This window comes from Mycobacterium sp. PDNC021 (assembly GCF_048282635.1).
Lineage (GTDB): Bacteria > Actinomycetota > Actinomycetes > Mycobacteriales > Mycobacteriaceae > Mycobacterium > Mycobacterium llatzerense.
The window spans coordinates 5,106,244-5,128,705 of the sequence record NZ_CP182502.1 but is presented as its reverse complement, the minus strand read 5'-3'; the positions used below and the strand labels follow the sequence as shown (position 1 = coordinate 5,128,705).

The window sequence follows — 22,462 nt, the reverse complement described above, 5'->3', positions numbered from 1 at the left end:
AACCGCTTCAGAGGAGACCCACTCGTGATCGCCACTGCACCCACTGTCGCTCAGCTGCCGAAGGCCCGCCGCGGCCCGGCAATCTGGGCCCGCCCGGTCTGGGAACGGTTCGCGCTGCTGACCCTGCTGGCCGGGACGGCGGTGCTGTACCTGTGGGCGCTCGGCTCGTCGGGCTGGGCCAACTCCTACTACGCCGCCGCAGCCCAGGCCGGTACCCAGAACTGGGAAGCGCTGCTGTTCGGCTCGTTCGACGCGGGCAACGCGATCACGGTCGACAAGCCGCCGGCCGCCCTGTGGCTGATGGGCCTGTCGGGCCGGCTGTTCGGATTCAGCGCATTCAGCATGCTGCTGCCGCAGGCACTGATGGGTGTGGCCGCCGTCGGGATGCTCTACGCGACAGTCCGCCGCACCAGCGGCGCGGCCGCGGGCCTGCTGGCAGGCCTGGTCCTGGCGGTGACTCCTGTTGCGGCCCTGATGTTCCGGTTCAACAACCCCGACGCGCTGCTGGTACTGCTACTGATCACCGCGGCCTACTGCACCGTGCGGGCCATCCAGTCCACCGAGTTCACCGCGTCCGCCCGGTGGATGACGCTGACCGGCGCGGTCGTCGGCTTCGCGTTCCTGACCAAGATGCTGCAGGCCTTCCTGCCGGTGCCGGGGCTCGCGCTCGCGTTCCTGGTAGCCGCGCCGTTCAGCGTGGGACGCCGCGTCGGCGCGCTGCTGATGTCCGGTGTGGCGCTGGTGATCTCGGCCGGCTGGTACATCGCGTTGGTCAGCCTGTGGCCCGCCGACGCCCGCCCGTACATCGCCGGGTCCTCCGACAACAGCCTGCTCCAACTGGCGTTGGGCTACAACGGTATCGAGCGGATCACCGGCGGTGACCGACCCAGCGGTGGCCCCGGCGGAGGCATGCGCGACAACCTGTTCTTCGGCGGGCACGCCGGCATCACCCGGCTGTTCGGCCCGTCGATGGGCGTCGAGGTGTCGTGGTTGCTGCCTGTGGCGTTGATCGGTCTGGTGCTGCTGCTGTGGACGAGTCGCCGCGCATCACGTACCGACCTCACCCGCGCCGGGGTATTGCTCTGGGGCGGTTGGCTTCTGGTGACCGGCACGGTGTTCAGCTTCATGGACGGCACGGTGCACCCGTACTACAACGTCGCGCTCGCACCTGCGGTCGCCGCGCTGGCCGGTATGACGGTCACGCATCTGTGGCAGCGCCGAGGCAAATTGTCGGCACGCGTGCTCCTCGCGTTGCTCCTGGTCGGCTCCGCTGGGTGGGCGTTCGCGCTGCTGTCGCGTACCCCGGACTGGATGCCCGCCCTGCGCTGGGGCATCGCGGTGGTGGCCGTACTCGCGGCCGTGGCCATCGTCGCGGTCGGAGCGCGCCCCGGACGGCTCACGGCGGTCATCGCCGGCGTCGCGATCGCCGCGGCCCTGGCCGGCTCGGCGTCGTTCACGCTGTACAACGTCGCGCAAGCCCACAGCAGCGGTCCCGGCTCGATGTCCGGTCCGCCGCGGCCCGGAGGCGATGCCTGGCCGGGCGGCGGTCCCGGCGGTCCCGGCGGTCCCGAGCGTGACGGCCCCAATGCCGAACTCGAGAACCTGATCCGTGGTGCTGACAACCGCTGGGCGGCCGCGACGGTCGGGTCCTTTCAGGCCGGCGATCTGGAATTGAGCACCGGCAAGTCGTTGATGGCGATCGGCGGATTCTCCGGCGGCGACAACGCGCCGACCTTGGCGCAGTTCCGCCAGTACGTCGAGGACGGCCAGATCCACTACTTCATCGTGGGTGATCACAAGCGAGGTCCCGGCGGTGGTCGGGATCGGGGGAGTGCTGCGGAGATCACCGCATGGGTGACCGGGCATTTCGCCAAGCTCGACGTCGGCGGCGCCACGGTCTACGACCTCGAGGCGCCCCACTGATCTGGGTATGCGTCTATGCCTCGGATTGCAGTCACATACTGACTGCAATCCGAGGCATTGCATCTCGCCCGCCTGAATCCGGGCCACTGCTGCGTGGCAGCGCTCAGCCGATCTTGTAGGTGCCGACGGCCTTGGCCACCGGGTCACCGGACGGCGTCGAGACCTCGACTTCGCAGTGCACCAAGGACTTTCCGCGATGCAAAACGCGGCCGACGGCGATCAAGTCGGTCGACCGGGCCGGTGCCAGGTACTGGACCGACATCGAGATCGTCACGCCGCGCAGCGATTCCGGTGCCTGTTCGGTCGACCATGCCGCGGCCATCACGGTGACATCGGCCAGCGCCGCGATCGCGCCGCCGTGCACCATGTCGGCGAGCGTGGTGTTGGACGGGTCCCACGGCATCCGCAACCGCACCTCGGGGGCGTCGAGCGCTTCGGCGACGATGCCCAGCTTGGCGACCAGTGGGGACTGCGGGATGAACTGCGCCATGACCTCGGCGCCGGTGTGGGGGCTCATGACGTCGAAGTCTGCGCGCGGCGGGTAGTCGGCTCAATTACCTGGCAGGTAGTGGCCGGAACGTCGCCAGCATCCCGGTGACCGGAACGCCCTGCGCGAAACCATTGACACACTCGCCCGGCGGCCGTAAATTCTGGCCATGGTTCTTAACTTGACCAGTTCTACCAACTTTACGGGGAAATGATGACCGTCACTCCCGACGCCGCCGAGGCGTCCAAGGTGGACCACCGGGCCGCCAAATACGAATTGAGCCATCTGCGATCGCTGGAGGCCGAGGCCATCCACATCATCCGCGAGGTCGCTGCGGAGTTCGAGCGGCCGGTGCTGCTGTTCTCCGGTGGCAAGGACTCGATCGTGATGCTCCACCTCGCCATCAAGGCGTTCGCGCCGGGCCGGCTGCCGTTCCCCGTCATGCACGTCGACACGGGCCACAACTTCGAAGAGGTCATCGCCACCCGCGACGCTTTGGTCGCGAAGCACAGCCTGCGCCTGGTCGTGGCCAGCGTGCAGGAGGACATCGACGCCGGACGCGTCGTCGACAACGGTCCGTCGCGCAACCCGCTGCAGACCGTGTCGCTGCTGCGCGGCATCCGCGAGAACAAGTTCGACGCCGCCTTCGGTGGCGCCCGGCGCGACGAGGAGAAGGCCCGCGCCAAGGAGCGCGTCTTCAGCTTCCGCGATGAGTTCGGTCAGTGGGACCCCAAGAACCAGCGCCCCGAGCTGTGGAACCTGTACAACGGGCGGCACCGCAAGGGCGAGCACATTCGCGTCTTCCCGTTGTCGAACTGGACCGAGTACGACATCTGGGCCTACATCGGCGCCGAGGAGATCGCGCTGCCGAGCATCTACTACGCGCACGAGCGTCAGGTCTTCGAGCGCGACGGCATGCTGCTGGCGGTGCACGAATTCCTGAAGCCGGGCGAGAACGAACAGGTGATCACCAAGACCGTGCGGTTCCGCACCGTCGGTGACGTCACCTGCACCGGTTGCGTCGAGTCGGAGGCTTCGACTGTCGAAGAAGTCATCGCCGAGACCGCGGTGTCCCGACTGACCGAGCGCGGCGCAACCCGCGCAGACGACCGGATTTCTGAGGCCGGCATGGAAGACCGCAAGCGGGAAGGCTACTTCTGATATGGCAACGTTGTTGCGAATCGCCACTGCTGGTTCGGTGGACGACGGTAAGTCCACGCTGATCGGCCGGCTGCTCTATGACAGCAAGGCGGTCATGGAAGACCAGCTGGCCGCCGTCGAGCGCACCTCCAAGGAGCGCGGCCACGGGTACACCGACCTCGCGCTGGTCACCGACGGCCTGCGCGCCGAGCGGGAACAGGGCATCACCATCGATGTCGCCTACCGCTACTTCGCCACGGCCAAGCGGAAATTCATCATCGCCGACACCCCGGGCCACATCCAGTACACCCGGAACATGGTCACCGGCACCTCGACGGCGCAGCTGGCCATCGTGCTGGTCGATGCCCGCCACGGCCTGCTCGAGCAGTCGCGCCGACACGCCTTCCTGGCGTCGCTGCTGGGCATCCAGCACATCGTGCTGGCCGTCAACAAGATGGACCTGATCGATTGGGACCGTGAGCGTTTCGAGACGATCCGCGACGACTTCCACGAGTTCGCCGCCCGCCTCGACATCAAGGACGTCACCACCATCCCGCTGTCGGCGCTGGCCGGCGACAACGTGGTGACCAAGTCGGACAAGACGCCGTGGTACGAGGGACCGGCCCTGCTCGCGCATCTCGAAGAGGTGTACATCGCCGGTGACCGCAACCTGAAGGACGTACGGTTCCCGGTCCAGTTCGTGATCCGGCCGCAGACCCACGAGCACGCAGACCACCGCAGCTACGCGGGCACCATCGCCAGTGGCGTCATGCGCCCCGGCGACGAAATCGTCGTTCTCCCAGCGGGAAAGACCAGCACCATCACCGCGATCGACGGACCCACCGGGCCGGTCGACGAGGCCTTCGCGCCGATGGCGGTGTCGGTCAGCCTGGCCGACGATATCGACATCTCGCGCGGCGACATGATCGCCCGTGTGCACAACCAGCCGCACACCACGCAGGAATTCGACGCCACGGTGTGCTGGATGTCCGATGACGCGACGCTCGAGCCGGGTCGGGACTACATCATCAAGCACACCACCCGCACCACGCGGGCCCGGGTGACTGACCTGGACTACCGGCTGGACGTCAACACCCTGCACCGGGACAAGAGCGCAACGGCGTTGAAGCTCAACGAACTTGGCCGTGTCACGCTGCGCACACAGCAGCCGCTGCTGCTCGACGAGTACTCGCGCAACGCGGTGACCGGCTCGTTCATCCTGATCGACCCGGACACCAACGGCACCGTCGCGGCGGGCATGGTGCGCGAGACCACACCAGCCGCCGGCCGGGCTGCCACCCCGAATGCGGTGCGGCACGCCAACCTCGTCACTGCCGAGGACCGGTTGTCCAAGGGCAGCACGGTGTGGTTCACCGGCCTGTCCGGCTCGGGCAAGTCGTCGGTGGCGATGCTGGTGGAGCGCAAGCTGCTCGAATTGGGCCGCCCCGCATACGTTCTCGACGGCGACAACCTGCGCCACGGCCTGAACGCTGATCTGGGTTTCTCCATGGCCGACCGCTCGGAGAACCTGCGCCGCCTGGCGCACATCGCCACGCTGCTGGCCGACTCGGGCCAGATCGTGCTGGTGCCGGCGATCAGCCCGCTCGAAGAGCACCGCGAGCTGGCGCGAAAGGTGCACACCGACCAGGGATTCGAGTTCTTCGAGGTGTTCATGGACACCCCGTTGGCCGACTGCGAGGCCCGGGACCCCAAGGGCCTCTACGCCAAGGCGCGTGCCGGTGAGATCACGCACTTCACCGGTATCGACAGCCCGTACCAGCGGCCGAAGAACCCGGCTCTGGCTCTGGTGCCGGGTGACCTGGATGCCCAGGCGCAGCGCGTCGTCGACCTGCTGGTGGGCCGGTGATGATCGATCACGATGTCGCCGAGCGGTTGGCCACCCGCGCCGGTGATCTGCTGCTGGACGTGCGGGCCGAGTTCGCCAACGCCGATGCTGCCGAGCGGAAAGCCGCGGGGGACAAGCGCTCTCACGAGTTCTTGATGACGGAGCTTGCCCGACTGCGGCCGAACGACGCGGTGCTGTCCGAGGAAGCGACCGAGGAAGAGCGGGCCAACAGCGCTCGCCTGACCTCCGACCGCGTGTGGATCATCGACCCGCTCGACGGCACCCGCGAATTCTCCGAACTGGACCGGGACGACTGGGCCGTGCACGTGGCGTTGTGGGAATCCGGCGAGCTGGTTGCCGGCGCCGTCGCGCTGCCCGCGCAGAACACCACGCTGCACACGCCCGAGGTGGCCGCGCCCCGCGCGGTCGACGGGCCGCCGCGCATCGTGGTGTCGCGTACCCGTCCGCCGGCCGTCGCGCTCGCGGTGCGGGAGGCGCTCGACGGCGTTCTGGTCGAAATGGGTTCGGCGGGAGCGAAAGTCGCGGCCGTGATCCAGGGCCGGGCCGACGTCTACGTCCACGCCGGTGGTCAGTTCGAGTGGGATTCCGCCGCTCCGGTCGCGGTGGCCCGCGCCGCCGGACTGCACACTTCGCGCATCGACGGTTCGCCGCTGGTCTACAACCGCGAGGACCCGAAGCTGCCCGACCTTGTCGTGTGCCGGCCGGAACTGGCCGAGCGGGTACTGGCGATCACTTCGACGCAGTAGCGTCCGCGAGATCGACGAAATGGCTGTGGGAACGCCCTTGGTTCCCATAGCTATTTCGTCAATCTCGGTCGGCCCTGCGTTGATCCTGCACCCTGGGTATTCGCTACTCGAACTCTGTGAACGCCAGCGCACAGTCAAATGCGAAGAGTCGAAAACTGGCGTCGGGACCGCACTTTGGGCCGTGTCAGGATCCTGATGTGGGATTCTTTGACATGAAGTGCATGTTGACCGGTGTCAGTATCGATTTCGTCGGCACCATGGCCGTCGTCCTGCGATACGCGCCAACTGGTTACGAGCCGGTAAGCCTGGGCCTTTCGGGTGAGTACGACGGTGCCGGTCACTTGGACGGTCTGCGCCCGGACCGGGGCACCCAATTGCACTACGACTTCCTGCAGGGGTGTCTGCGAAGCGGCCGATTCGTGACGACCTATGGGTACAACGAATCCGATCTCGACGATTCGTATCGGCTGGATGCCATGTTCGGTCTCATCGAGAATTACTGGATGGGAGACGACGCCTACGACGAGCCGACGGCCGTGCTGGACGGTGCACCACTCGTCTATGCCGCCATCGCACGGCCCATCTGGGACGCCATCGCAACAACCCCGGGGACGGGCACGGCAACGCTGCACACCGTTTTCGGCGACCGTCCGATTCCGCACGAGATCTACGGTGCCCACGAGGCGGAGGTCGACGCGCAACTGCAGGAGTTCGCGCGCATCGCCGACTTCGTCGGTACTCACGAATTGCGGTGGGCACAACCCTTCGAACCCGACCAGCGATACCCGACCGATGGCCAAGCTCGCGGCGAAGAAGAGAACTCGGAGCTCGTCGCGCAAGCTCGTCTCGATTACCGCGACACGCCCGCCGTGCTGGCCGGGCTCGACGCATACGTCGAGCGGCTGAAGCAAGAGGGCTTCGGCTGAGCTGGGCGGTTACGTCGACGCGGCAACCGGCAGCGGCGCATCCGAGGACGTCCGTGCCACGGTGCGGACCGCGACGATGCACGTGGTGGCAATCGCGAAGCACACAATGGTGTACCACAGGCTGCCGATCGGATCCCCGTGTGCGGTAACGCCATTGACCGCGTCAAAGTAGGCCGGCAGCGCGCTGAGCCAGAGCACTGCCATGACCACCAGGTAGGCGATGCTGTAGCCCACCAACCACGGCGGGCTCGCATAGCGTGGTTCGGTCGGGCTGGCCGCGGTGCTGCGTAGGCGGCGCCATTGCGTGACCAGTGCCCAGATTGCCACGGCGCAGACAGCCACCAGTTCGGCTGCGTAGGCAATGCCACCCGCGGTGGAGCTCCCGGTCACCCCGCCGATCACCGTCGCGGGCAGCGGCAGGATCGCGGTGCCCAAAGAAGCCAACACCCCGGCCACCACAGTGCGCCAAGCGATCTGGATACCGGTGAAGCGGCGGCCCCGATCGGCGTGGCGGCCGACGAAGAACTGCACACACAGCGCCAGCGACATGGGCCACAGCGCGGCGAAGACCACCACGCTGGGCAGCGGCACGGAGTCGAACATCGGCTGGTTCATCGGGTTGTGCACCGACCATTCCCACCACCGCAGTTGCGGCCCCAGGTGGTCGAAGATTTCGTAGAACGCGTGGTGGACGAAGCCCACGCACACGGCGCCGACCAGCGTCCCGTAGCGGCGGAAAACCCCTAGGCTGCGGACGATTTCGAACGCGACAGTTGCCATCATCGGGTAGATCGCCACGATGTACAGCGGCAGCCGTCCCCACAGGAAGTCGACCGTGAACACGTTGTGCGCGAACATGGTGTCGACGCGATCGGCGATGCCGAAGGCGGCCGGGAAGTACAGCGGCGGTTCGATGATTAACAGGTAGGCGACCGCGCCGAACCACAGTGCGATGTTGGTGGCGTCACCGTGGCGACGGAGCCGGATGATCGCGTAGACGAGGGTCAGCACCGCGCCGGTGATGACCGTCAACTCGAGGACCGGCAGCGTCCAGTTCTCCAGCTGCAGGGGATTGCGGACCTCGAGTAGACCGCCTGCCGTCTGGCAGGAAAACCCAAGGCGCCCAGCGAGATCAGCGAACGTCGCAGAACACAGGTCAGACATGGGCGCTCTGCTTTCCAGCGGTGTACCAGTGGGTGACGTCGTAGCCGGCGTCGTAGCGTTCGAACCATTCGGCCGCCAGTGCGGGCAGCTTCTCGTGCTCCGGGTTGTGACCCGGGATCTGGCTGCGCACAATGCCCGACAGTGCCACCAGTTGCTCCCGGACCGGGAGATCGTGGAAGGCGCTGGCGAACGGCCCGAAGTCAGGGATGCGGCCCAGCCGCTTCAGAATGGTGTTCTTCCGGCGTTCGAGCGCGAACGCCGACAGCGCGTCGACCTTGCGGACTTCCAGTGGCAGATGCTTGTTGAACCCGTCGCACGCCAGCCGCACGACGTCCATCACGTGCTTGAAGATCGAGGGCGCCACGCGCATGCGGTACCACGGATCGTCGACGAGGCCGTTGTAGATGATCAGCGCCGAGCTCCGGTGCTCGACCTCTTCGACGAAGTGCCACAGGAACAATGACGCGACCCGGTCGTCGCCGGGCGCGAACAGCGTGTCGTCGTGGTCGAGCATCAGCTTGAACACGGGCGTGAACGTCGCCTCCAGATCGGCGGTGTAGGCCAGCCGATATTTGAGGGGCTTGTTGGCGACGAGATCGTCGAACGCGGCGATCACGTCGTCGAGCGTCTCTTTGAGCTCCGGGTGGGCCTTGATGAGGCCCCGGGCATGCGCACGGTGGGCCATCGAATGCTGGCCCTCCTGCCGGACGAACGCCTCGGCCTCCTCGGCGATCACCGGGTCGGTCAGCAGCGGCTTGGCCTCGGCCATGGTGCTGACGATCATCTTCTCGAACGCAATTGCCAAGAAGGACACGGCATTTGCCATCGCGGAGAAGGCTGGGTTGGTCTCGTTCCAGAGGAACGGCACGGGGTGGTCCGCGAAAGCGAACCGCATCTTGCGGACCTGGAGATCGGTCACCGGGCACCTCGTTCAGTAATCATACAAATGATGTCTTGTTTGTATGGTTACAGTGTCGACGCGGATCCGTCAATGCCCGCGACGGATTGCGACGTGTACCGTCCGGCGGATGGCACGCAAACGTCGCGGTTGGGGTGGGGAGCCGCCCGCCGACGACGAAGAGGCGACGCGGCGCATCGTCGCGGCTGCGGTCGAGCTGCTGTCCACCACGGGCACGGCGATCACCATCGCCGATGTCGCCGAGTCGCTCGGAGTCATCCGGCAGACGGTGTACCGGTACTTCCCGACGGCCGACGAGTTGATGCGGGCCGCAGCGATCGCCTCGGTGGCAGGCTTTCTGGACCAGATCAGTGAGCACGTGCGGGGGATCCACGATCCGGCCGACGCGATGACCGAGGGCGTCCTCTACACACTCGACGCAGTGACCCGCACGCCGCACCTGGGCATCCTGATGTCGGCGCCGTACGTCGGTGCGCACAGCAGCGACCTGGCTTCTGCCGAGGCGCAGGACTTCGGCATGCAGATGATTACCCGATTCGACGTCGACTGGGCCAGTTACGGATACGACGACGTGGCTCTGCGCGATCTGGTCGAATTCACACTGCGCATCATGCTGTCCTACTTTCTGGCGCCGGCCGGAGACGGACGAACTCCCGCGGAGTTGCGGGCTTTCATCCGGCGTTGGCTGGGCGCGGCGATCCTGGGTCAGCGGGGTTGAGCTATCGGTGGCGATAACTGCCGGTCAGGGCTAGTTTGGGTTCGTATGATCACACATCTATCCACTCGACGGTTGATGGCCGCGGCCGGCGGTGCCGCCCTGCTTGCGATGGGCGTGCTCACCGCAGGTTGCAGTGGCAACGGCGGGCAATCGCCCTCCACGACGACCACGACCACCACGACCACGACGACCTCTTCCTCGCCGACGGCGACCGAGAAGAGCATCAACCCCACCGGCGGCAACCTGTTCAGCCCAGGTGTCACCGCGCCTGGTGCGCCGAGCGTGGCACCGGGTCTGCACCCGGGCATCAACGGCAACAACTAGTGGTTGAAAGTCGTTTCGGCTGAAGCTATTTCGTTGGCCTGGCGGGGAGGCCGGGCGGCGCTGGATCGTTGCCGATGTTCGGGCATGCGACTTTGAGTTGGTGCACCAGCGGCAGCATCGGCTGGTATCCACCCATGTAGGTCTGGTCGGGAAACCCGTCCGGTGGCGCATTCGGATTGCCTCGACTGACCATGTCGAGTTTGTCCGCGAGCGCAGTGACCTTGTCGCGCAATGACATATCGGTGATCGATGCTGCGTCGTTGCGTACCGAGGCCGCCGCGGCGGCAGCGTCACGGGAAATGGTGTCGGCATCAGCGGCCCGGGTCAGGCCGAACTGAATCGCGGGCAGGGCGAGTGCCCAATGCCGCACTGCTTGGTCGACTTGTTGGCAGTCGGCGCTGACCTCTTGCTGCGGCGGTGCATTCGCACTGTCCGGTTTGCTCACGACGATGAGAACCAAGATCGGTATGGCGACAGCCAGCATGACCACCATGATCTTTGTCCTTGACCAGTCTGGTAGCCCCACGAATCCAGCCTCACCGCCGCCACGCACCGGTACGCTCACCAATATGAACCGCCCGACTCTGCGTGAATTGTCCAGTCTCCCTGTCGAACCCGTTAGCCTCGCGGACTCGGCCCTGGTGCTGATCGACTGTCAGAACACCTACACACAAGGGGTGATGGAACTCGAGGGAGTGCAGGCCGCACTCGATGAGACCGCCGCACTGCTCGACCGTGCCCGCACTGCCGGCATTCCCGTCATCCACATCCAGCACGACGACGGTCCGGGGTCGCTCTACGACATCCGCGCCGATATCGGTGCCATCGTCGATCGGGTGGCTCCGCGCGGCGACGAGCCGGTGATGGTCAAGCAGTACCCGAACTCGTTCGTGCAGACCGAACTAGACGAGCGGCTCAAGGCCCTCGGCGCGTCGAACCTAGTGCTCGCCGGGTTCATGACGCACATGTGCGTGAACTCCACCGCCCGCGGCGCGTTCAGTCTCGGGTACGCGCCGACGGTCGTAGCGGCCGCGACGGCGACCCGCACGCTGGCCGGCCCCGACGGTCAGCCGGTGCCGGCAGCGGCGCTGCAGGCGGCGAGCCTCGCCGGCCTGGCCGACCTGGTAGCGGTGGTAGCCCCCAACGCAGCTGCTATTCCGGACTAATCCGACCTGAAATGGCATGATTGGCTGATGCGGATGTCAGCCAAGGCGGAGTACGCCGTCCGCGCCATGGTCGAACTGGCCGCTGCCGACGCGGGTGTGCTGGTCAAAACCGACGACCTGGCCAAGGCTCAGGGCATCCCCGCACAGTTCCTGGTCGACATCCTGACCAACCTGCGCACCGACCGTTTGGTGCGCAGCCACCGCGGCCGCGACGGCGGCTACGAGCTGGCTCGCCCGGCGGCGGACATCAGCATCGCCGACGTCCTGCGCTGCATCGACGGTCCGCTGGCCAGCGTCCGGGACATGGGCTTGGGCGACCTGCCCTACTCGGGGCCGACGGCCTCGCTCACCGATGTGTGGCGGGCGCTGCGGGCCAGCATGCGTTCGGTGCTCGAACAAACCAGCCTGGCCGATGTGGCCACGGGCCACCTGCCCGACCACGTCGGCACGCTGGCGGGAGATTACCGCACGCAGGAAGCCCGCCGCGGCCACAGCTAGCTGACTTCCCCGCGAGCGCGCGTGTTTGTACGCCAACACGCCGCAATTGGCGTGCGCGTTGCGCACCTTCGCGGATGCCGAGCACTCGCCGCACGTGTCCGCGTGTCACCTTCAGGGTCGAAGAGCATCGACCGATGCTCATGCGGAACTACTCAGGATATGAAATCGCAAGCACAACAGAATATTTCGACGTCCACGCCAACTGAATCGAGCCGACAATGACGACATGGTCGATACCGCAAATCACTACCGGGTCCGAACGCCGGTTGTTGGAGAGCGCGCTCGACCGCAACCGCGCTGAAGTGATCAACACGGTGCGCGGACTGCCGGAAGTCGATGCCCGCCGCCGCCTCGTTGCGTCGATGACCACCCCGATCGGGCTGCTCAAGCACGCGGCGGTCGCCGAGCGAATCTGGTTCCAGCACATCCTCGGCGGAGTGCCCGAGAGCGAATGCGGCGGAGGCACGACGGCGGGTGACACCAGCTTCATTGTTGATGGCGATGAGGCCTTGGCCGACGTGATCGCCGAATTCGAAAGTGCCAGTGAACGTTCCCGCGCAATCGCTGCCCAGTTCGATCTTGACGAGATCAGAACCCACCCCCACCTTGGCGAGGTCAACCTGCGATTCATCTACCTGCTCGCGATCGAGGACTTCGCGCGTCACGCGGGTCACGGCGACATCCTTCGCGAGCAGATCGAACATTCTCGCGTCGTTGAGGAGTGACGCTGTCGCTGACGTCACTGTCACGAGACAGCATTGGCCGCCGCGGCAATACCCGCGATCAGCATCCGCAGCCCGCCGTCGAAATCGTCCTCGACTGACATGGTGACGGCCACCTCGGACAGCGCGGCGATGTGCGGGTATTGGGCCCCTGCGGCCGACCCGATACGGGCTGCGGTTTCGGCGGCGTCGCCGGAAAACGGTCCGGCCAGCTGGGCCTGCGCTGAACCCGTGACCAGCCCGAGTACCGCGTGAAAAGCCGACAGCCGGCTGGCGTCTGACAGCCCTGCACGCCCCAACGCGCCGACCAGGGCGTCGGCAATCCCGAATCCTGTTGCCGAATTCATCCGCCGGGTCAGGACCAAGGGGATGGCTGCGGGATGTGCCCGGACCCCGCGCCACATCGCGGACGCCGTCGCATGCACGTCGACCGCCCAGTCGTCGGTCGGTTCGGGGACGACGATGCCGGCCGCCACCGCGGCGACGACCAGTTCCTCCAGGCCTTCTTTGTCGGCGACGTAGTTGTACATCGTCATCGGTCCGGTCCCGAGTGTGCTCGCCAGGCTCCGCATGCTCAGCGCCGACAACCCCGATTCATCGACGATTCGCAGTGCGGCCGAAGCGATTTCGTCCGTGGTGAACCGTGCGCGCATGAGCAACCCCTTGACAAGTACGTCGTACGTGTTGAAGTGTAGTCCATACGTACAGTGTACTTATGCAAGGAGTTGCCATGACATCAGCGATTTCAGTCGAGCGGTCGGACTTCGACAGCGGCGGTGACCGGTGCGCCGCCTGGCTCACACTGCCGCCGACGCCTGGGCCGCATCCCGCGGTGGTGTTGGTGCACGGTCTCGGGGCCACCCGCGACATGATGTTGCCGCAATACGAACAGCATTTCGCCGCCGCGGGCATCGCCGTGCTGTCCTTCGACTACCGATTCACCGGAGCATCCGGAGGTCAACCGCGGCAACGAATTTCGATCCCCGAACAATGCCGTGACGTAGCCGCCGCCATCGACTTTCTGCAGCGGCACCCGCACGTAGACGCCGGCCGAATCGGCTTGTGGGGCACCAGCCTCGGCGGCATGAATGTGGTGCGGGTCGCAGGTAGCCGCAGCGATATCGCCGCGGCGGTGGTGCAATGCCCGATCACCCACGGGCCGGCCGCGGCGCGCAGCGTGGGAATTGGCGGAGCGCTACGGCTGACGCCGGCGATCGTCGAGGACGCGGTGCGCGCGGCATTCCGGCGCGGCCGTCGCTACGTGCCGATCGTCGGGCAGCCCGGTACCGACGCACTCGTGACGGTGGCAGGCGCGGAGGACGGGTGGCGTTCGACGGTGCCCGACGGCGCGGCCTTCGACAATCGGATGACGGCCGTCGACGCCGCGCTGTTGATCACGCGATCGGCGCTGAGCCACGCGACGAGGGTGCAGGCGCCACTACTGGTGTGCGTCTGCGACGACGAGACGCTGATGGATCCGCGCTACGCCGAACTGGTGGCCCAACGAGCGCCGCGGGGTATCGCCCGGCATTACGAATCCGACCACTTCGCGATCTATCACCCGCCGCTGGTGCGGCGCGTCCTCGACGACCAGGTCGCTTTCCTGAAGGAGCACCTCTGATGTCGCCGCGAGATGTATTGCGCGCCAACGATGAACGCTTCGCCAGTGTCGCAGTCGGCCTGACGCCCGACGAATGGGTCGCGCCGAGCCTGTGCACGGAGTGGAGCAATCGTGAGGTGTTGGCGCATCTCGTGGTCGGATGCAGTCATCCCGTCGGCACATTCCTCGGTGCGCTGGTCCGGCACCGGAATTTCGACCGCGCCAACACCGCGACTGCCCAGGAGGCTGCGCGGGACCGCGGCGTAGAAGCGCTCTTGACCGACTTCCGCGCCGTCAGTGCGTGCCCGGAAGGAGTCGGTCGGTACTTTCCGGCGCGGCTGCTGCTGGGCGACCACATCACCCATGAGTTGGACATCCTGTTCGCCATCGGCCGGGAACCGAACATCCCGCCGCACCTGCTGAATGCGGTGCTGGACACCCAGGTGGCCTTCCCCAACCCGTTCGTCCCGGCCTATCGCAACAGCCAGGGCCTGCGGCTCGTCGCCGTCGACACCGGATGGCGTCACGGCACTGCCGGGCCGACCGTGGAGGGGACGGCCGCCGAGCTGATCTCGGTCCTGGGCAACCGGTCGAGGGTGTTGCCTCGGCTGCGGGGAGCAGGCGCCGAGATTCTGGCCGACCGGCTGCTCAGCCGCCAGACCCGTATGGCCGGGTGATGATCTCCAGGTAATGCCCACTCGGGTCCTGGAAGTAGACGCCCCGGCCACCGTCGTTGTGATTGATCTCGCCGGGGTGCTGTGCCCGCGGGTCGGCCCAATGCTGCAGCCCGCGTTCACGAATCCGGCCGTAGATCGCGGTGAATTCGTCCTCGGACACCAGGAACGCGTAGTGCTGGGGCACAACGGCGGTGCCCTCCGGCATCTGGGCGAAATCGAGGCCCACCCCGTGGTTGAGTTCGACAGCGAGGAAATGTCCGGCTTCTTTCGCGGGCGGGAGGCCGAAGAGTTCGGTGAAGAAAGTGGCCGCGGCCGAGCGGTCAGTCGAGTGGACGATGGTGTGGTTGAAGGTGATGGCCATAGATCTCTCTTCTACCCCGTCGCGCGCGCCGCGTCACTGCCGGTGTGGGAGGTCCTGGCCTGTCATGATCTAGGCATGGCGTTCGACCTGCGAGAGCTGGCAGTTCCGGTCATCGTCGCGCCCATGGCCGGCGGGCCGACGACTCCTGAGCTGGCCGCGGCGGGCTCCTCCGCCGGTGGTCTTGGATTCGTGGCGGCCGGCTACCTGACCGCTCAGGCCCTCGCCGATCGCATCACCGCCGCCCGCGCGCTGACCACCGGCCCGCTCGGCGTGAATCTCTTTGCCTCACAGCCGAGTACCGCCCAGCCCGGCGAGATCGAGCGCTACGCAACCGACCTCGCCGGTGAAGCCACCCGCTATGGCGCCGCACTCGGCGATCCGAAATTCAACGACGACGACTGGGCTGCCAAGCTCGACGTCGTCGCCGACCTGCGACCCGAGGTCGTGTCATTCACCTTCGGCGGGCCTACCGCCGACGAGTGCGCGCGGTTCCGTCAGGCCGGCATCACCACCGTCGCGACGGTCACCACACAGGCCGAAGCCGTGCAGGCCGTCGCCTCCGGTGTCGATGCGCTCGTCGTTCAGGGGCCCGGCGCCGGTGGCCATCGCGGCACCTACGACCCGCTGGCCACGCCCGCGACGCAGGCACTCACCGAACTGCTGGCCGACGTGCTCGCCGCGACGACGGTGCCGGTGGTCGCGGCCGGCGGTCTGATGACGGCCGACGACGTCGCCGCCGTGATCGCGGCCGGTGCGGTGGCCGCACAGCTCGGCACGGCGTTTCTGCTCGCCGACGAGTCCGGCTCCAGCCCGGTGCACCGCGCCGCGCTCGTCGATCCGCGGTTCACCGAAACCGTTGTCACCAAAGCATTCTCGGGGCGCTATGCGCGAGGGCTGCGTAACCGGTTCATCGACGAGCACGACGAGCGGGCGCCGCTGGCCTATCCGGAGGTGCACTACCTCACCAGCCCGGTGCGCAAGGCGGCCGTGGCGGCCGGCGATCCGGACGGCACAAATGTGTGGGCGGGCACCGGATTCCGCAAAATCCGGTCGGGGTCGGTCGCGGACATCATGGCCGGGCTGGTGTGAACCTCGTGAAAGGAGCCGGCATGCGAACCGTTGTGGCGATCCCGTTGGCGGTGGCCTGTGCCTGGCCGATCACTGTCGCTCATGCCGACCCCCTTCAGGTGCCACGTTGTGCCAGTACGCAATTGACGCCGAGTCTCGGCCCGCCCGACGGTGCCGCCGGCACCACCTTCTATCCGGTGATCCTGAAGAACTCCGGGGACGCCCCGTGCAGCATGTCGGGCTATCCGGCGGTGTCGTTCATCGCTGGTTCGGACAATCATCTGGTCGGGGTGGCCGCCAGCCAGGAAGCGGAAACCACCATCGGCGTCGTGGTGATCGAGCCCGGCCAGTCCACGTCGGCGAACCTGGGCATCGTCAACGCGGGCAACTTCCCCGCCGACTGTAATGCTGTGCCGGTCAGCGGTTTACAGGTCAACCTGCCGGGCGAGACCGATCCGATCATCGTCGGCCACGCCGATACCGCCTGTGCCAGTACGGCATACCCGACGTTGCGGGTGGGGCCGTTCACCGGCGCGTAGTGACGGCGACGCTGCCCTCGGGGGCGCGTGCGGTGATCTGTGCAACCGCGCGAGACGCGTCACTGGTCTGAGGAACTCGCACTTTCGCATCATCGCCGGCCTCTGCCCGAACCAGGTACGGCCCGCCGGGTGGCAGGGTGATGTCGATGTCCGAGTCCCTGTTGGTGATGTCCACAGTGCGCGGGGCGATCTCCTTGAAGTCCACGGCGATGTGGCCGTCGGTCGATTCGGCGACGAAGGCGTCGGTGACCACGATCGGGGCGCGGGTCTGGATGTCGCCGCTCTGTGTATGGATTTCGATCCGCCGGGCGTTGCCACCGAGCACCACGGCGCCGTCGGTGTTGTGCACCGTCAGCTGATCCAGGTCGGTCTGACTCAGCATCACGCCAACCTGTTGTTTGGTGGTTACCGAAAGCCGGTGTGCGACATCGGGCGGCAGCGTCACCATGATCTCCCCGGGCGGGCCGAAGTCGAAGAGCGGGGACGGCTCACCGGTCACCGTCAGGCTGACGGCGCTGCCATTGCGCGTGACCTTCAAGGCCTGTCCGTCGTCTCGCGATGTATTGAGCAGGCGCATCCGGACCCGCGGCTCGCGGACGTTGCGGTCGCTGGTGATCCTGATGGCGGTCGGCATGTCACCGGTGTCGATGGTCAGGGAGTTGAAGTCGGCCGGCAGGGTCTCGGTTTCGGCGGCGACGCGCACCGAGCTGATGCCCCAGGCCAATCCGCCGATCCCGGCGACGCCCGACAGTGTCACCACCACGGCGGTCACCACCAGCAGCGAACGGATTGCCGAACGTCCGCCCGGTGACAGCGACGGCGGGCCGGCAGGCTCGGCCGGGCCGGCCAGGATGTCGGTATCCAGATTCGATGTCATGGAAAGTCCTTTTCTCTCTTCAGGATTCGAGGTAGCGCAAGACGGCGAGGACGCGACGGTTCTCGCTGTCGTCGGGGGTCAGGTCCAGCTTGGTGAAGATCGACGCGATGTGTTTTTCCGCGGAGCCGATCGAGATGTGCAGTAGTGCGGCGATGGCCGAATTGGTCTTGCCTTCGGCCATCAGCTGCATCACCTCCTGCTCGCGCGGGGTGAGGACGGCGAGGGTGGAGCGGCGGTGCGTGCGCACCAGGATTTGCGACACCACTTCCGGGTCCAGGACAGTGCCGCCCGTGCCCACCGTGGTGACGGCGTCCAGGAACGCTGGGACGTCGGCGACCCGGTCCTTCAACAGATAACCGAAACCCCTTGTGTCCGAGGTGATCAGGTCAGCTGCGTACCGTTCTTCGACGTAGTGCGACAGCACCAGCACCGGTGACTCGGGATTCTGGCTGCGGAGCAGGGCGGCGGCGCGGATGCCCTCGTCGGTGAAGGTCGGGGGCATCCGGACATCGACGATGACGAGGTCGGGCTGGTGCTCGTTGACGGCACGCAGCAGCTCCGTGGCGTCGGGTACTCCGGCGAGTACGTCGTGGCCGGCGTCGATCAGGATGCGCTCGATGCCTGCGCGCAGCAGAGCCGAATCCTCGGCGATCACAATGCGCATGGCAGCACCGCCGTGACGGTCGTCGTTCCGGTTTCGGGGCTCGAGACAGCGAAGGTGCCCCGCGCCGCGCGTACCCGCTCGCCGAGCCCGCGCAGGCCCGTCGTGTCGTCACCGGTGGTTTGGGCCCCGCCGATCCCGTCGTCGAATATCGAGATGTGCAACTGGTTGGTGGGTTCGTGATATCGCACCGACACCACGGCGTGGGTGGCCTGGGCGTGCTTGGCGATATTGGTCAACGACTCGGCGACCACGAAGTACGCGCACGACTCGACCTCATCGGAAAAGCGTTTCGGCAATTGCAGTTCCAGCGTCACCGGTACCCCGGCAGTTTCGGTGCGCTGCACCACCGCCGACAGCGCGGCGTCCAGGCCGCGGTCGGCCAGGATTGTCGGCGCGATGCCGCGCACCACATTTCGTAGTTCGAGGAGCGCGGCCTTGGCGTCGTCGTGCGCTTCGGCGATCAGCTTGCGGGCCTCGGGCAGATCCGAGTCGAGCTTGGTCTGCGCCAGCCCGATCGTCATGGCCAACGACACGAGCCGGGGCTGCACACTGTCATGCAAGTCGCGTTCGATGCGGTGCCGTTCGGTGGACGCCGATGAGACCGCGCCGCGGCGGGCCTGGTGCAGGGCGGTGACCTCGTGCTGCAGTGCCGCGGTCGGCGAGGCCGGCAGCAGCCACCGATCGATGACCGCGTCCACCCTCGGGCCGAACACCAGGATGGCTCCGGCGGCCGCCAGCGCGATGACGGCCAGCAGCCAGGACAACGGCGGCGAGATGAAGCTCAACCCGGCGGCCGGGTCACTGTTGTGGATGGCGGTCGCGGCGGCAGGTCCGATCAGCGCGAAGGCCAGCAGGGTGAACGCCAACCCGACCGCGAAGATGTCGAAAGCCATGCGCAGGTAGCTGTGCGCCAACACCTTCCAGAATCGGCCGCTGCTCACGTCCAGCCAGAGCTGATGCGCCCACCCTTGAAAACCGGTGTAGGGAGTCATCTTTCGGTACGGAACGGCGATGCCGAAGCCGAAGATGGCTTCGCTGCGCACCCGCTCCACCCGGTCGGTGGCACGGACGGCGTAGACGAATACCACCCCACCGAACACGGTCCCGATCACCGAGGGAATCGAGCTGACAGTGAGGACCATCAGAGTAAGCGGAATCCAGAACCAGATCATGCCGGTCATAGCGCCGACGATCATCGACGCCGTCGGGACGATGCCGAGGTCTGGTGCGCGCCGCGCCGGCGGTGCCGTCGTCGGATTTGTCGGCTCGGCCGAAGCGGGGCCAGTAGCTGTTACAACCATGCCTCCAACCTAGGCACTGGCGTTGCCTGGCGACACGGCGTTTTCCCGCGATTGAGCTGGGGGTAAACCCCCACTCGGCTCGCCAACCCGGACCGTGCGCTGGACGCGCGTGCCAGAATCGGCTGTGTGCAGATCGGGATGACGATGCCAGTAATGGAGTCCAACCTCGACGCGGCCACGCTGACGGCGTGGGCTCGCGTGATCGACGGAGGGCCGTTCTCGTCCTTGTGCTGGGGTGAGCGCATCGCCTTCGACAACCCGGATTCGCTGACCCTGCTCGGCGCACTCGCGGCCTGGACGGACCGGGTGCGCCTGGTTACCACCGTGATCGTCCCGCAGTTGCACGATCCGGTGATGCTGGCCAAAGCGCTTGCCACCGGCGACTTGCTCAGCGGCGGACGGCTCACCGTCGGGATCGGTGTCGGGGGCCGACACGAGGACTACAACGCCGTCGGCGCCGACCCCAAGACCCAGACGATGCGCGGCATGGCCGAGCGTGTCGCGCTGATGAAGCGGGTTTGGGCGGGGGAGAAGCTCACCGACTCGGTGCTGCCCGTTGGTCCGCAGCCGGTGCAGCCCGGTGGCCCGCCGCTATTGGTGGGCACCATCGGGCCGAAAACCATACGCAGTGCGGCGAATTGGGCCGACGGTATGGCGGGTACGACGCTGGACCTCAGCGTGGAGCGCGAGAGCGAATTGTTCGACGTCGCCCGCGCGGCGTGGGCCGAGGCGGGAAAACCCAAGCCGCACTTGGCCACCTCGTTCTGGTTTGCCCTCGGTGACAAGGACACCGCGCGTAACCAGGTGCACCGCCACCTGCGCCGGTACATGAACTGGATTCCCGAGGAATACGTCGACGCGATGGCACCCACCACGGGCTGGGCCGGCACCGAAGACGAATTGCTCGACGTGCTGCAGAAATTCGATGACATCGGCGCCGACGAGGTGCATCTGATTCCCACCAGTTCGGACATCGACCAGCTGCGCCGGGTGGCAGACGTGGTCAAGGACTTCACCGGAGAGGCGTCGCTATGAGCCGTGCGACGGACGTGCTGGCCGGCTTGCCCGCGGTGCGGGCCTGGCAGGAAGACCTGTACCGGGATCTGCATGAGCATCCGGAGTTGTCGCACCAGGAGCATCGCACCGCAAAACTGGTGTCGGACAGGCTCAATGAGCTCGGCTACCAGGTGACCGAGGGTGTCGGCGGCACCGGCGTGGTGGGCATCCTGCACAATGGCGACGGCGCGTCGGTACTGATGCGCGCCGACATGGACGCGCTGCCCGTCGCCGAGGCCACCGGGCTGCCCTACGCCAGCACGGTGCGCGCCACCGATGCCGCAGGCAAGGACGTCCCCGTCATGCACGCGTGCGGTCACGACACCCACGTCACCTGCCTGTTGGGTGCAGCCGCGCTGCTGGCCGACGGGCGAGATCACTGGCAGGGCACGGCGATTGCGTTGTTCCAGCCGGCAGAAGAACTCGGTGGCGGTGCCGCCGGCATGGTTGCCGACGGGCTGGCGGACATCGTCGGCAAGGTCGACGTGGCGCTGGGCCAGCATGTCGCCCCCGCGCCGGCCGGATGCGTCGGCACCTGCAGTGGCCCGATACTCGCTGCGGCCGACAGCATCCGCGTCACGGTGCACGGGCGCGGAGGCCACGGGTCCATGCCGAACGCCACCATCGATCCCGTGGTGCTGGCCGCCATGATCGTGATTCGGCTGCAGACCATCGTGTCCCGCGAGGTGGCGCCCACCGACACCGTCGTCCTCACCGTCGGCAGCATCCACTCGGGAACCAAGAGCAACATCATCGGTGACCAGGCGGCGCTGGAACTGAACCTGCGCACCTACGACGACGCCGTCCGCACCGCCGTCATCGCCGCGATCAAGCGCATCGTCATCGCCGAGTGCCAGGCCTCGGATTCACCCAAGGAGCCGGAATTCGACTTCTACGACCAGTTTCCGGTCACCGACAACGACGAGGCCGTCACCTCCCGCGCCCACGACGCCTTTGTCGAGCACTTCGGGGACCGGGCGCTGACCGTCCCGCCGGCAGCCGCCAGTGAGGACTTCAGTGATATCCCGCGGGCCCTCGGCGTGCCCTATACCTACTGGATGTTCGGCGGCATCGATGCCGCCGAGTTCACTCGTGCGGCCGAAGCCGGCCGGATCAGCCAGGACATCCCGGTGAACCACTCGCCGAAGTTCGGCCCGGTGATTCAGCCGACGCTGGACACCGGCACCGAGGCGCTCGTGGTGGCCGCGCTGTCCTGGTTGTAATCCTTTGGGCGGTAGGCGATCTCGAAGAGGCACGCGGCCAGCACACACAGCGCAATGGCTTCGACCATCTGGATGATCAGCATCGTCCACGTCGTGTGCGCGACGGCGACGAAGAACTGCATGTTGGGGATGACGACGAACAGGCCGCCCCAGGTGCCCCACCAGGCCGCCTTGCCCAGTCCGCGGCCGGGGTACAGGCGCAGGAACATGAAGCACAGCATCGTCAGCTGCAGCAGGTAAGTGAAGAACAGGAACGGGAACAGCTCCATGATCTCGGCCAGCGGACGCTGCGGGTAGTCGAGCGCGGGGTAACCGTCGCCGAACAGCACCGGCCCCAACGTCTTATGAAAGACGACGTCCAGAACGAAGGTCAGGATCGAGACCGGTAGTGCTACCGCCAAAAACCGTCCCCACCCGAATTGCTTGCCCATGACGTCCTTCCGATCTTGAGATTCAGTACCTCTATATCCCGGGCGAGTGAGGGTGCGGTTTCGGT

Annotated in this window: 26 protein-coding genes; 16 read left to right on the top strand and 10 right to left on the bottom strand. The window is 66.7% G+C overall.

Annotated elements, in window-relative coordinates; translation table 11 throughout:
* Nucleotides 1-24 precede the first annotated feature (24 nt).
* Complete coding sequence (locus tag ACNO8X_RS24445) at nucleotides 25-1,923, top strand: ArnT family glycosyltransferase (RefSeq protein WP_418003100.1); 1,899 nt, start codon at nucleotides 25-27, stop codon at nucleotides 1,921-1,923.
* A gap of 103 nt (nucleotides 1,924-2,026) precedes the next feature.
* Here ACNO8X_RS24445 and ACNO8X_RS24440 read toward each other — a convergent pair whose 3' ends face one another.
* Nucleotides 2,027-2,440, bottom strand: a complete 414-nt coding sequence (locus tag ACNO8X_RS24440) for a PaaI family thioesterase (protein WP_418003099.1) — start codon at nucleotides 2,438-2,440, stop codon at nucleotides 2,027-2,029.
* A 180-nt stretch (nucleotides 2,441-2,620) separates the two neighbouring features.
* Between ACNO8X_RS24440 and cysD the strand changes: the two genes are divergently transcribed.
* The 4 genes from cysD (at nucleotide 2,621) to ACNO8X_RS24420 (ending at nucleotide 7,089) form a co-directional block, all read left to right on the top strand.
* On the top strand, nucleotides 2,621-3,571 hold the full coding sequence (gene cysD, locus ACNO8X_RS24435; RefSeq protein ID WP_418003098.1) for a sulfate adenylyltransferase subunit CysD: 951 nt from the start codon (nucleotides 2,621-2,623) through the stop codon (nucleotides 3,569-3,571).
* 1 nt (nucleotide 3,572) lies between these two features.
* Nucleotides 3,573-5,417 (top strand): sulfate adenylyltransferase subunit CysN, encoded by a 1,845-nt coding sequence (gene cysN / locus ACNO8X_RS24430; RefSeq protein ID WP_418003097.1) that lies wholly within the window; start codon nucleotides 3,573-3,575, stop codon nucleotides 5,415-5,417.
* A complete protein-coding gene (locus ACNO8X_RS24425) occupies nucleotides 5,417-6,163 on the top strand; it encodes a 3'(2'),5'-bisphosphate nucleotidase CysQ (RefSeq protein WP_418003096.1) in 747 nt (248 codons plus the stop codon). The genes cysN and ACNO8X_RS24425 overlap by 1 nt, the downstream gene beginning before the upstream one ends.
* A 197-nt stretch (nucleotides 6,164-6,360) precedes the next feature.
* Nucleotides 6,361-7,089: a hypothetical protein gene (locus ACNO8X_RS24420; RefSeq protein ID WP_418003095.1), complete on the top strand. Its 729-nt coding sequence runs from the start codon at nucleotides 6,361-6,363 to the stop codon at nucleotides 7,087-7,089.
* 9 nt (nucleotides 7,090-7,098) lie between these two features.
* On the opposite strand, the gene ACNO8X_RS24415 is transcribed toward ACNO8X_RS24420, so the two are convergent.
* The gene (locus tag ACNO8X_RS24415; protein WP_418003094.1) at nucleotides 7,099-8,253 is read right to left on the bottom strand and encodes a hypothetical protein; all 1,155 of its coding nucleotides are present in this window, start codon (nucleotides 8,251-8,253) and stop codon (nucleotides 7,099-7,101) included.
* Nucleotides 8,246-9,172: a metal-dependent hydrolase gene (locus ACNO8X_RS24410; protein WP_043987180.1), complete on the bottom strand. Its 927-nt coding sequence runs from the start codon at nucleotides 9,170-9,172 to the stop codon at nucleotides 8,246-8,248. The genes ACNO8X_RS24415 and ACNO8X_RS24410 overlap by 8 nt, the downstream gene beginning before the upstream one ends.
* Nucleotides 9,173-9,281: 109 nt before the next feature.
* Here ACNO8X_RS24410 and ACNO8X_RS24405 point away from each other — a divergent pair, with 109 nt between their 5' ends.
* Nucleotides 9,282-9,890, top strand: coding sequence for a TetR/AcrR family transcriptional regulator (locus tag ACNO8X_RS24405; protein WP_418003093.1), 609 nt, complete (start codon nucleotides 9,282-9,284; stop codon nucleotides 9,888-9,890).
* 45 nt (nucleotides 9,891-9,935) lie between these two features.
* Nucleotides 9,936-10,214, top strand: a complete 279-nt coding sequence (locus ACNO8X_RS24400; protein WP_418003092.1) for a hypothetical protein — start codon at nucleotides 9,936-9,938, stop codon at nucleotides 10,212-10,214.
* A gap of 25 nt (nucleotides 10,215-10,239) precedes the next feature.
* Here the strand turns inward: ACNO8X_RS24400 and ACNO8X_RS24395 are convergent, their stop codons facing one another.
* Nucleotides 10,240-10,707, bottom strand: a complete 468-nt coding sequence (locus ACNO8X_RS24395) for a hypothetical protein (protein WP_418003091.1) — start codon at nucleotides 10,705-10,707, stop codon at nucleotides 10,240-10,242.
* A gap of 76 nt (nucleotides 10,708-10,783) precedes the next feature.
* On the opposite strand from ACNO8X_RS24395, the gene ACNO8X_RS24390 reads away from it, so the two are divergent.
* The 3 genes from ACNO8X_RS24390 (at nucleotide 10,784) to ACNO8X_RS24380 (ending at nucleotide 12,603) form a co-directional block, all read left to right on the top strand.
* Entirely contained in the window at nucleotides 10,784-11,380 is a 597-nt protein-coding gene (locus tag ACNO8X_RS24390; RefSeq protein WP_418003090.1) for a cysteine hydrolase family protein, read from the top strand.
* A gap of 27 nt (nucleotides 11,381-11,407) precedes the next feature.
* Entirely contained in the window at nucleotides 11,408-11,878 is a 471-nt protein-coding gene (locus ACNO8X_RS24385) for an Rrf2 family transcriptional regulator (protein WP_418003089.1), read from the top strand.
* A 218-nt stretch (nucleotides 11,879-12,096) separates the two neighbouring features.
* The gene (locus ACNO8X_RS24380; protein ID WP_418003088.1) at nucleotides 12,097-12,603 is read left to right on the top strand and encodes a DinB family protein; all 507 of its coding nucleotides are present in this window, start codon (nucleotides 12,097-12,099) and stop codon (nucleotides 12,601-12,603) included.
* Between the two features lie 20 nt (nucleotides 12,604-12,623).
* Here ACNO8X_RS24380 and ACNO8X_RS24375 read toward each other — a convergent pair whose 3' ends face one another.
* Nucleotides 12,624-13,253 (bottom strand): TetR/AcrR family transcriptional regulator, encoded by a 630-nt coding sequence (locus ACNO8X_RS24375; RefSeq protein WP_418003087.1) that lies wholly within the window; start codon nucleotides 13,251-13,253, stop codon nucleotides 12,624-12,626.
* A gap of 77 nt (nucleotides 13,254-13,330) precedes the next feature.
* Here ACNO8X_RS24375 and ACNO8X_RS24370 point away from each other — a divergent pair, with 77 nt between their 5' ends.
* Both ACNO8X_RS24370 and ACNO8X_RS24365 read left to right on the top strand, forming a co-directional pair.
* Entirely contained in the window at nucleotides 13,331-14,221 is an 891-nt protein-coding gene (locus ACNO8X_RS24370; protein ID WP_418003086.1) for an alpha/beta hydrolase, read from the top strand.
* Entirely contained in the window at nucleotides 14,221-14,877 is a 657-nt protein-coding gene (locus tag ACNO8X_RS24365) for a maleylpyruvate isomerase family mycothiol-dependent enzyme (RefSeq protein WP_418003085.1), read from the top strand. Before ACNO8X_RS24370 ends, ACNO8X_RS24365 begins: the two co-directional genes overlap by 1 nt.
* Here ACNO8X_RS24365 and ACNO8X_RS24360 read toward each other — a convergent pair.
* Nucleotides 14,849-15,238, bottom strand: a complete 390-nt coding sequence (locus tag ACNO8X_RS24360) for a VOC family protein (RefSeq protein WP_418003084.1) — start codon at nucleotides 15,236-15,238, stop codon at nucleotides 14,849-14,851. The genes ACNO8X_RS24365 and ACNO8X_RS24360 overlap by 29 nt on opposite strands.
* Before the next feature lie 75 nt (nucleotides 15,239-15,313).
* On the opposite strand from ACNO8X_RS24360, the gene ACNO8X_RS24355 reads away from it, so the two are divergent.
* Together ACNO8X_RS24355 and ACNO8X_RS24350 are read left to right on the top strand one after the other, a co-directional pair.
* Nucleotides 15,314-16,327 (top strand): nitronate monooxygenase, encoded by a 1,014-nt coding sequence (locus ACNO8X_RS24355; protein ID WP_418003083.1) that lies wholly within the window; start codon nucleotides 15,314-15,316, stop codon nucleotides 16,325-16,327.
* 20 nt (nucleotides 16,328-16,347) lie between these two features.
* On the top strand, nucleotides 16,348-16,845 hold the full coding sequence (locus ACNO8X_RS24350; protein ID WP_418003082.1) for a DUF4232 domain-containing protein: 498 nt from the start codon (nucleotides 16,348-16,350) through the stop codon (nucleotides 16,843-16,845).
* Here ACNO8X_RS24350 and ACNO8X_RS24345 read toward each other — a convergent pair.
* The 3 genes from ACNO8X_RS24345 to ACNO8X_RS24335 are packed head-to-tail and all read right to left on the bottom strand — an operon-like array spanning nucleotide 16,832 to nucleotide 19,687.
* A complete protein-coding gene (locus ACNO8X_RS24345) occupies nucleotides 16,832-17,722 on the bottom strand; it encodes a DUF4097 family beta strand repeat-containing protein (protein WP_418003081.1) in 891 nt (296 codons plus the stop codon). The two genes, ACNO8X_RS24350 and ACNO8X_RS24345, sit on opposite strands and share 14 nt — an antisense overlap.
* A gap of 19 nt (nucleotides 17,723-17,741) precedes the next feature.
* Nucleotides 17,742-18,386, bottom strand: a complete 645-nt coding sequence (locus tag ACNO8X_RS24340; protein ID WP_043396976.1) for a response regulator transcription factor — start codon at nucleotides 18,384-18,386, stop codon at nucleotides 17,742-17,744.
* A complete protein-coding gene (locus ACNO8X_RS24335) occupies nucleotides 18,374-19,687 on the bottom strand; it encodes a histidine kinase (protein WP_418003080.1) in 1,314 nt (437 codons plus the stop codon). The genes ACNO8X_RS24340 and ACNO8X_RS24335 overlap by 13 nt, the downstream gene beginning before the upstream one ends.
* A gap of 138 nt (nucleotides 19,688-19,825) precedes the next feature.
* Between ACNO8X_RS24335 and ACNO8X_RS24330 the strand changes: the two genes are divergently transcribed.
* Nucleotides 19,826-20,722, top strand: coding sequence for an LLM class flavin-dependent oxidoreductase (locus ACNO8X_RS24330; RefSeq protein WP_418003079.1), 897 nt, complete (start codon nucleotides 19,826-19,828; stop codon nucleotides 20,720-20,722).
* Complete coding sequence (locus ACNO8X_RS24325) at nucleotides 20,719-21,966, top strand: amidohydrolase (protein ID WP_418003078.1); 1,248 nt, start codon at nucleotides 20,719-20,721, stop codon at nucleotides 21,964-21,966. Before ACNO8X_RS24330 ends, ACNO8X_RS24325 begins: the two co-directional genes overlap by 4 nt.
* Here ACNO8X_RS24325 and ACNO8X_RS24320 read toward each other — a convergent pair.
* A complete protein-coding gene (locus ACNO8X_RS24320; protein ID WP_418003077.1) occupies nucleotides 21,906-22,397 on the bottom strand; it encodes a hypothetical protein in 492 nt (163 codons plus the stop codon). The genes ACNO8X_RS24325 and ACNO8X_RS24320 overlap by 61 nt on opposite strands.
* Nucleotides 22,398-22,462 lie beyond the last annotated feature (65 nt).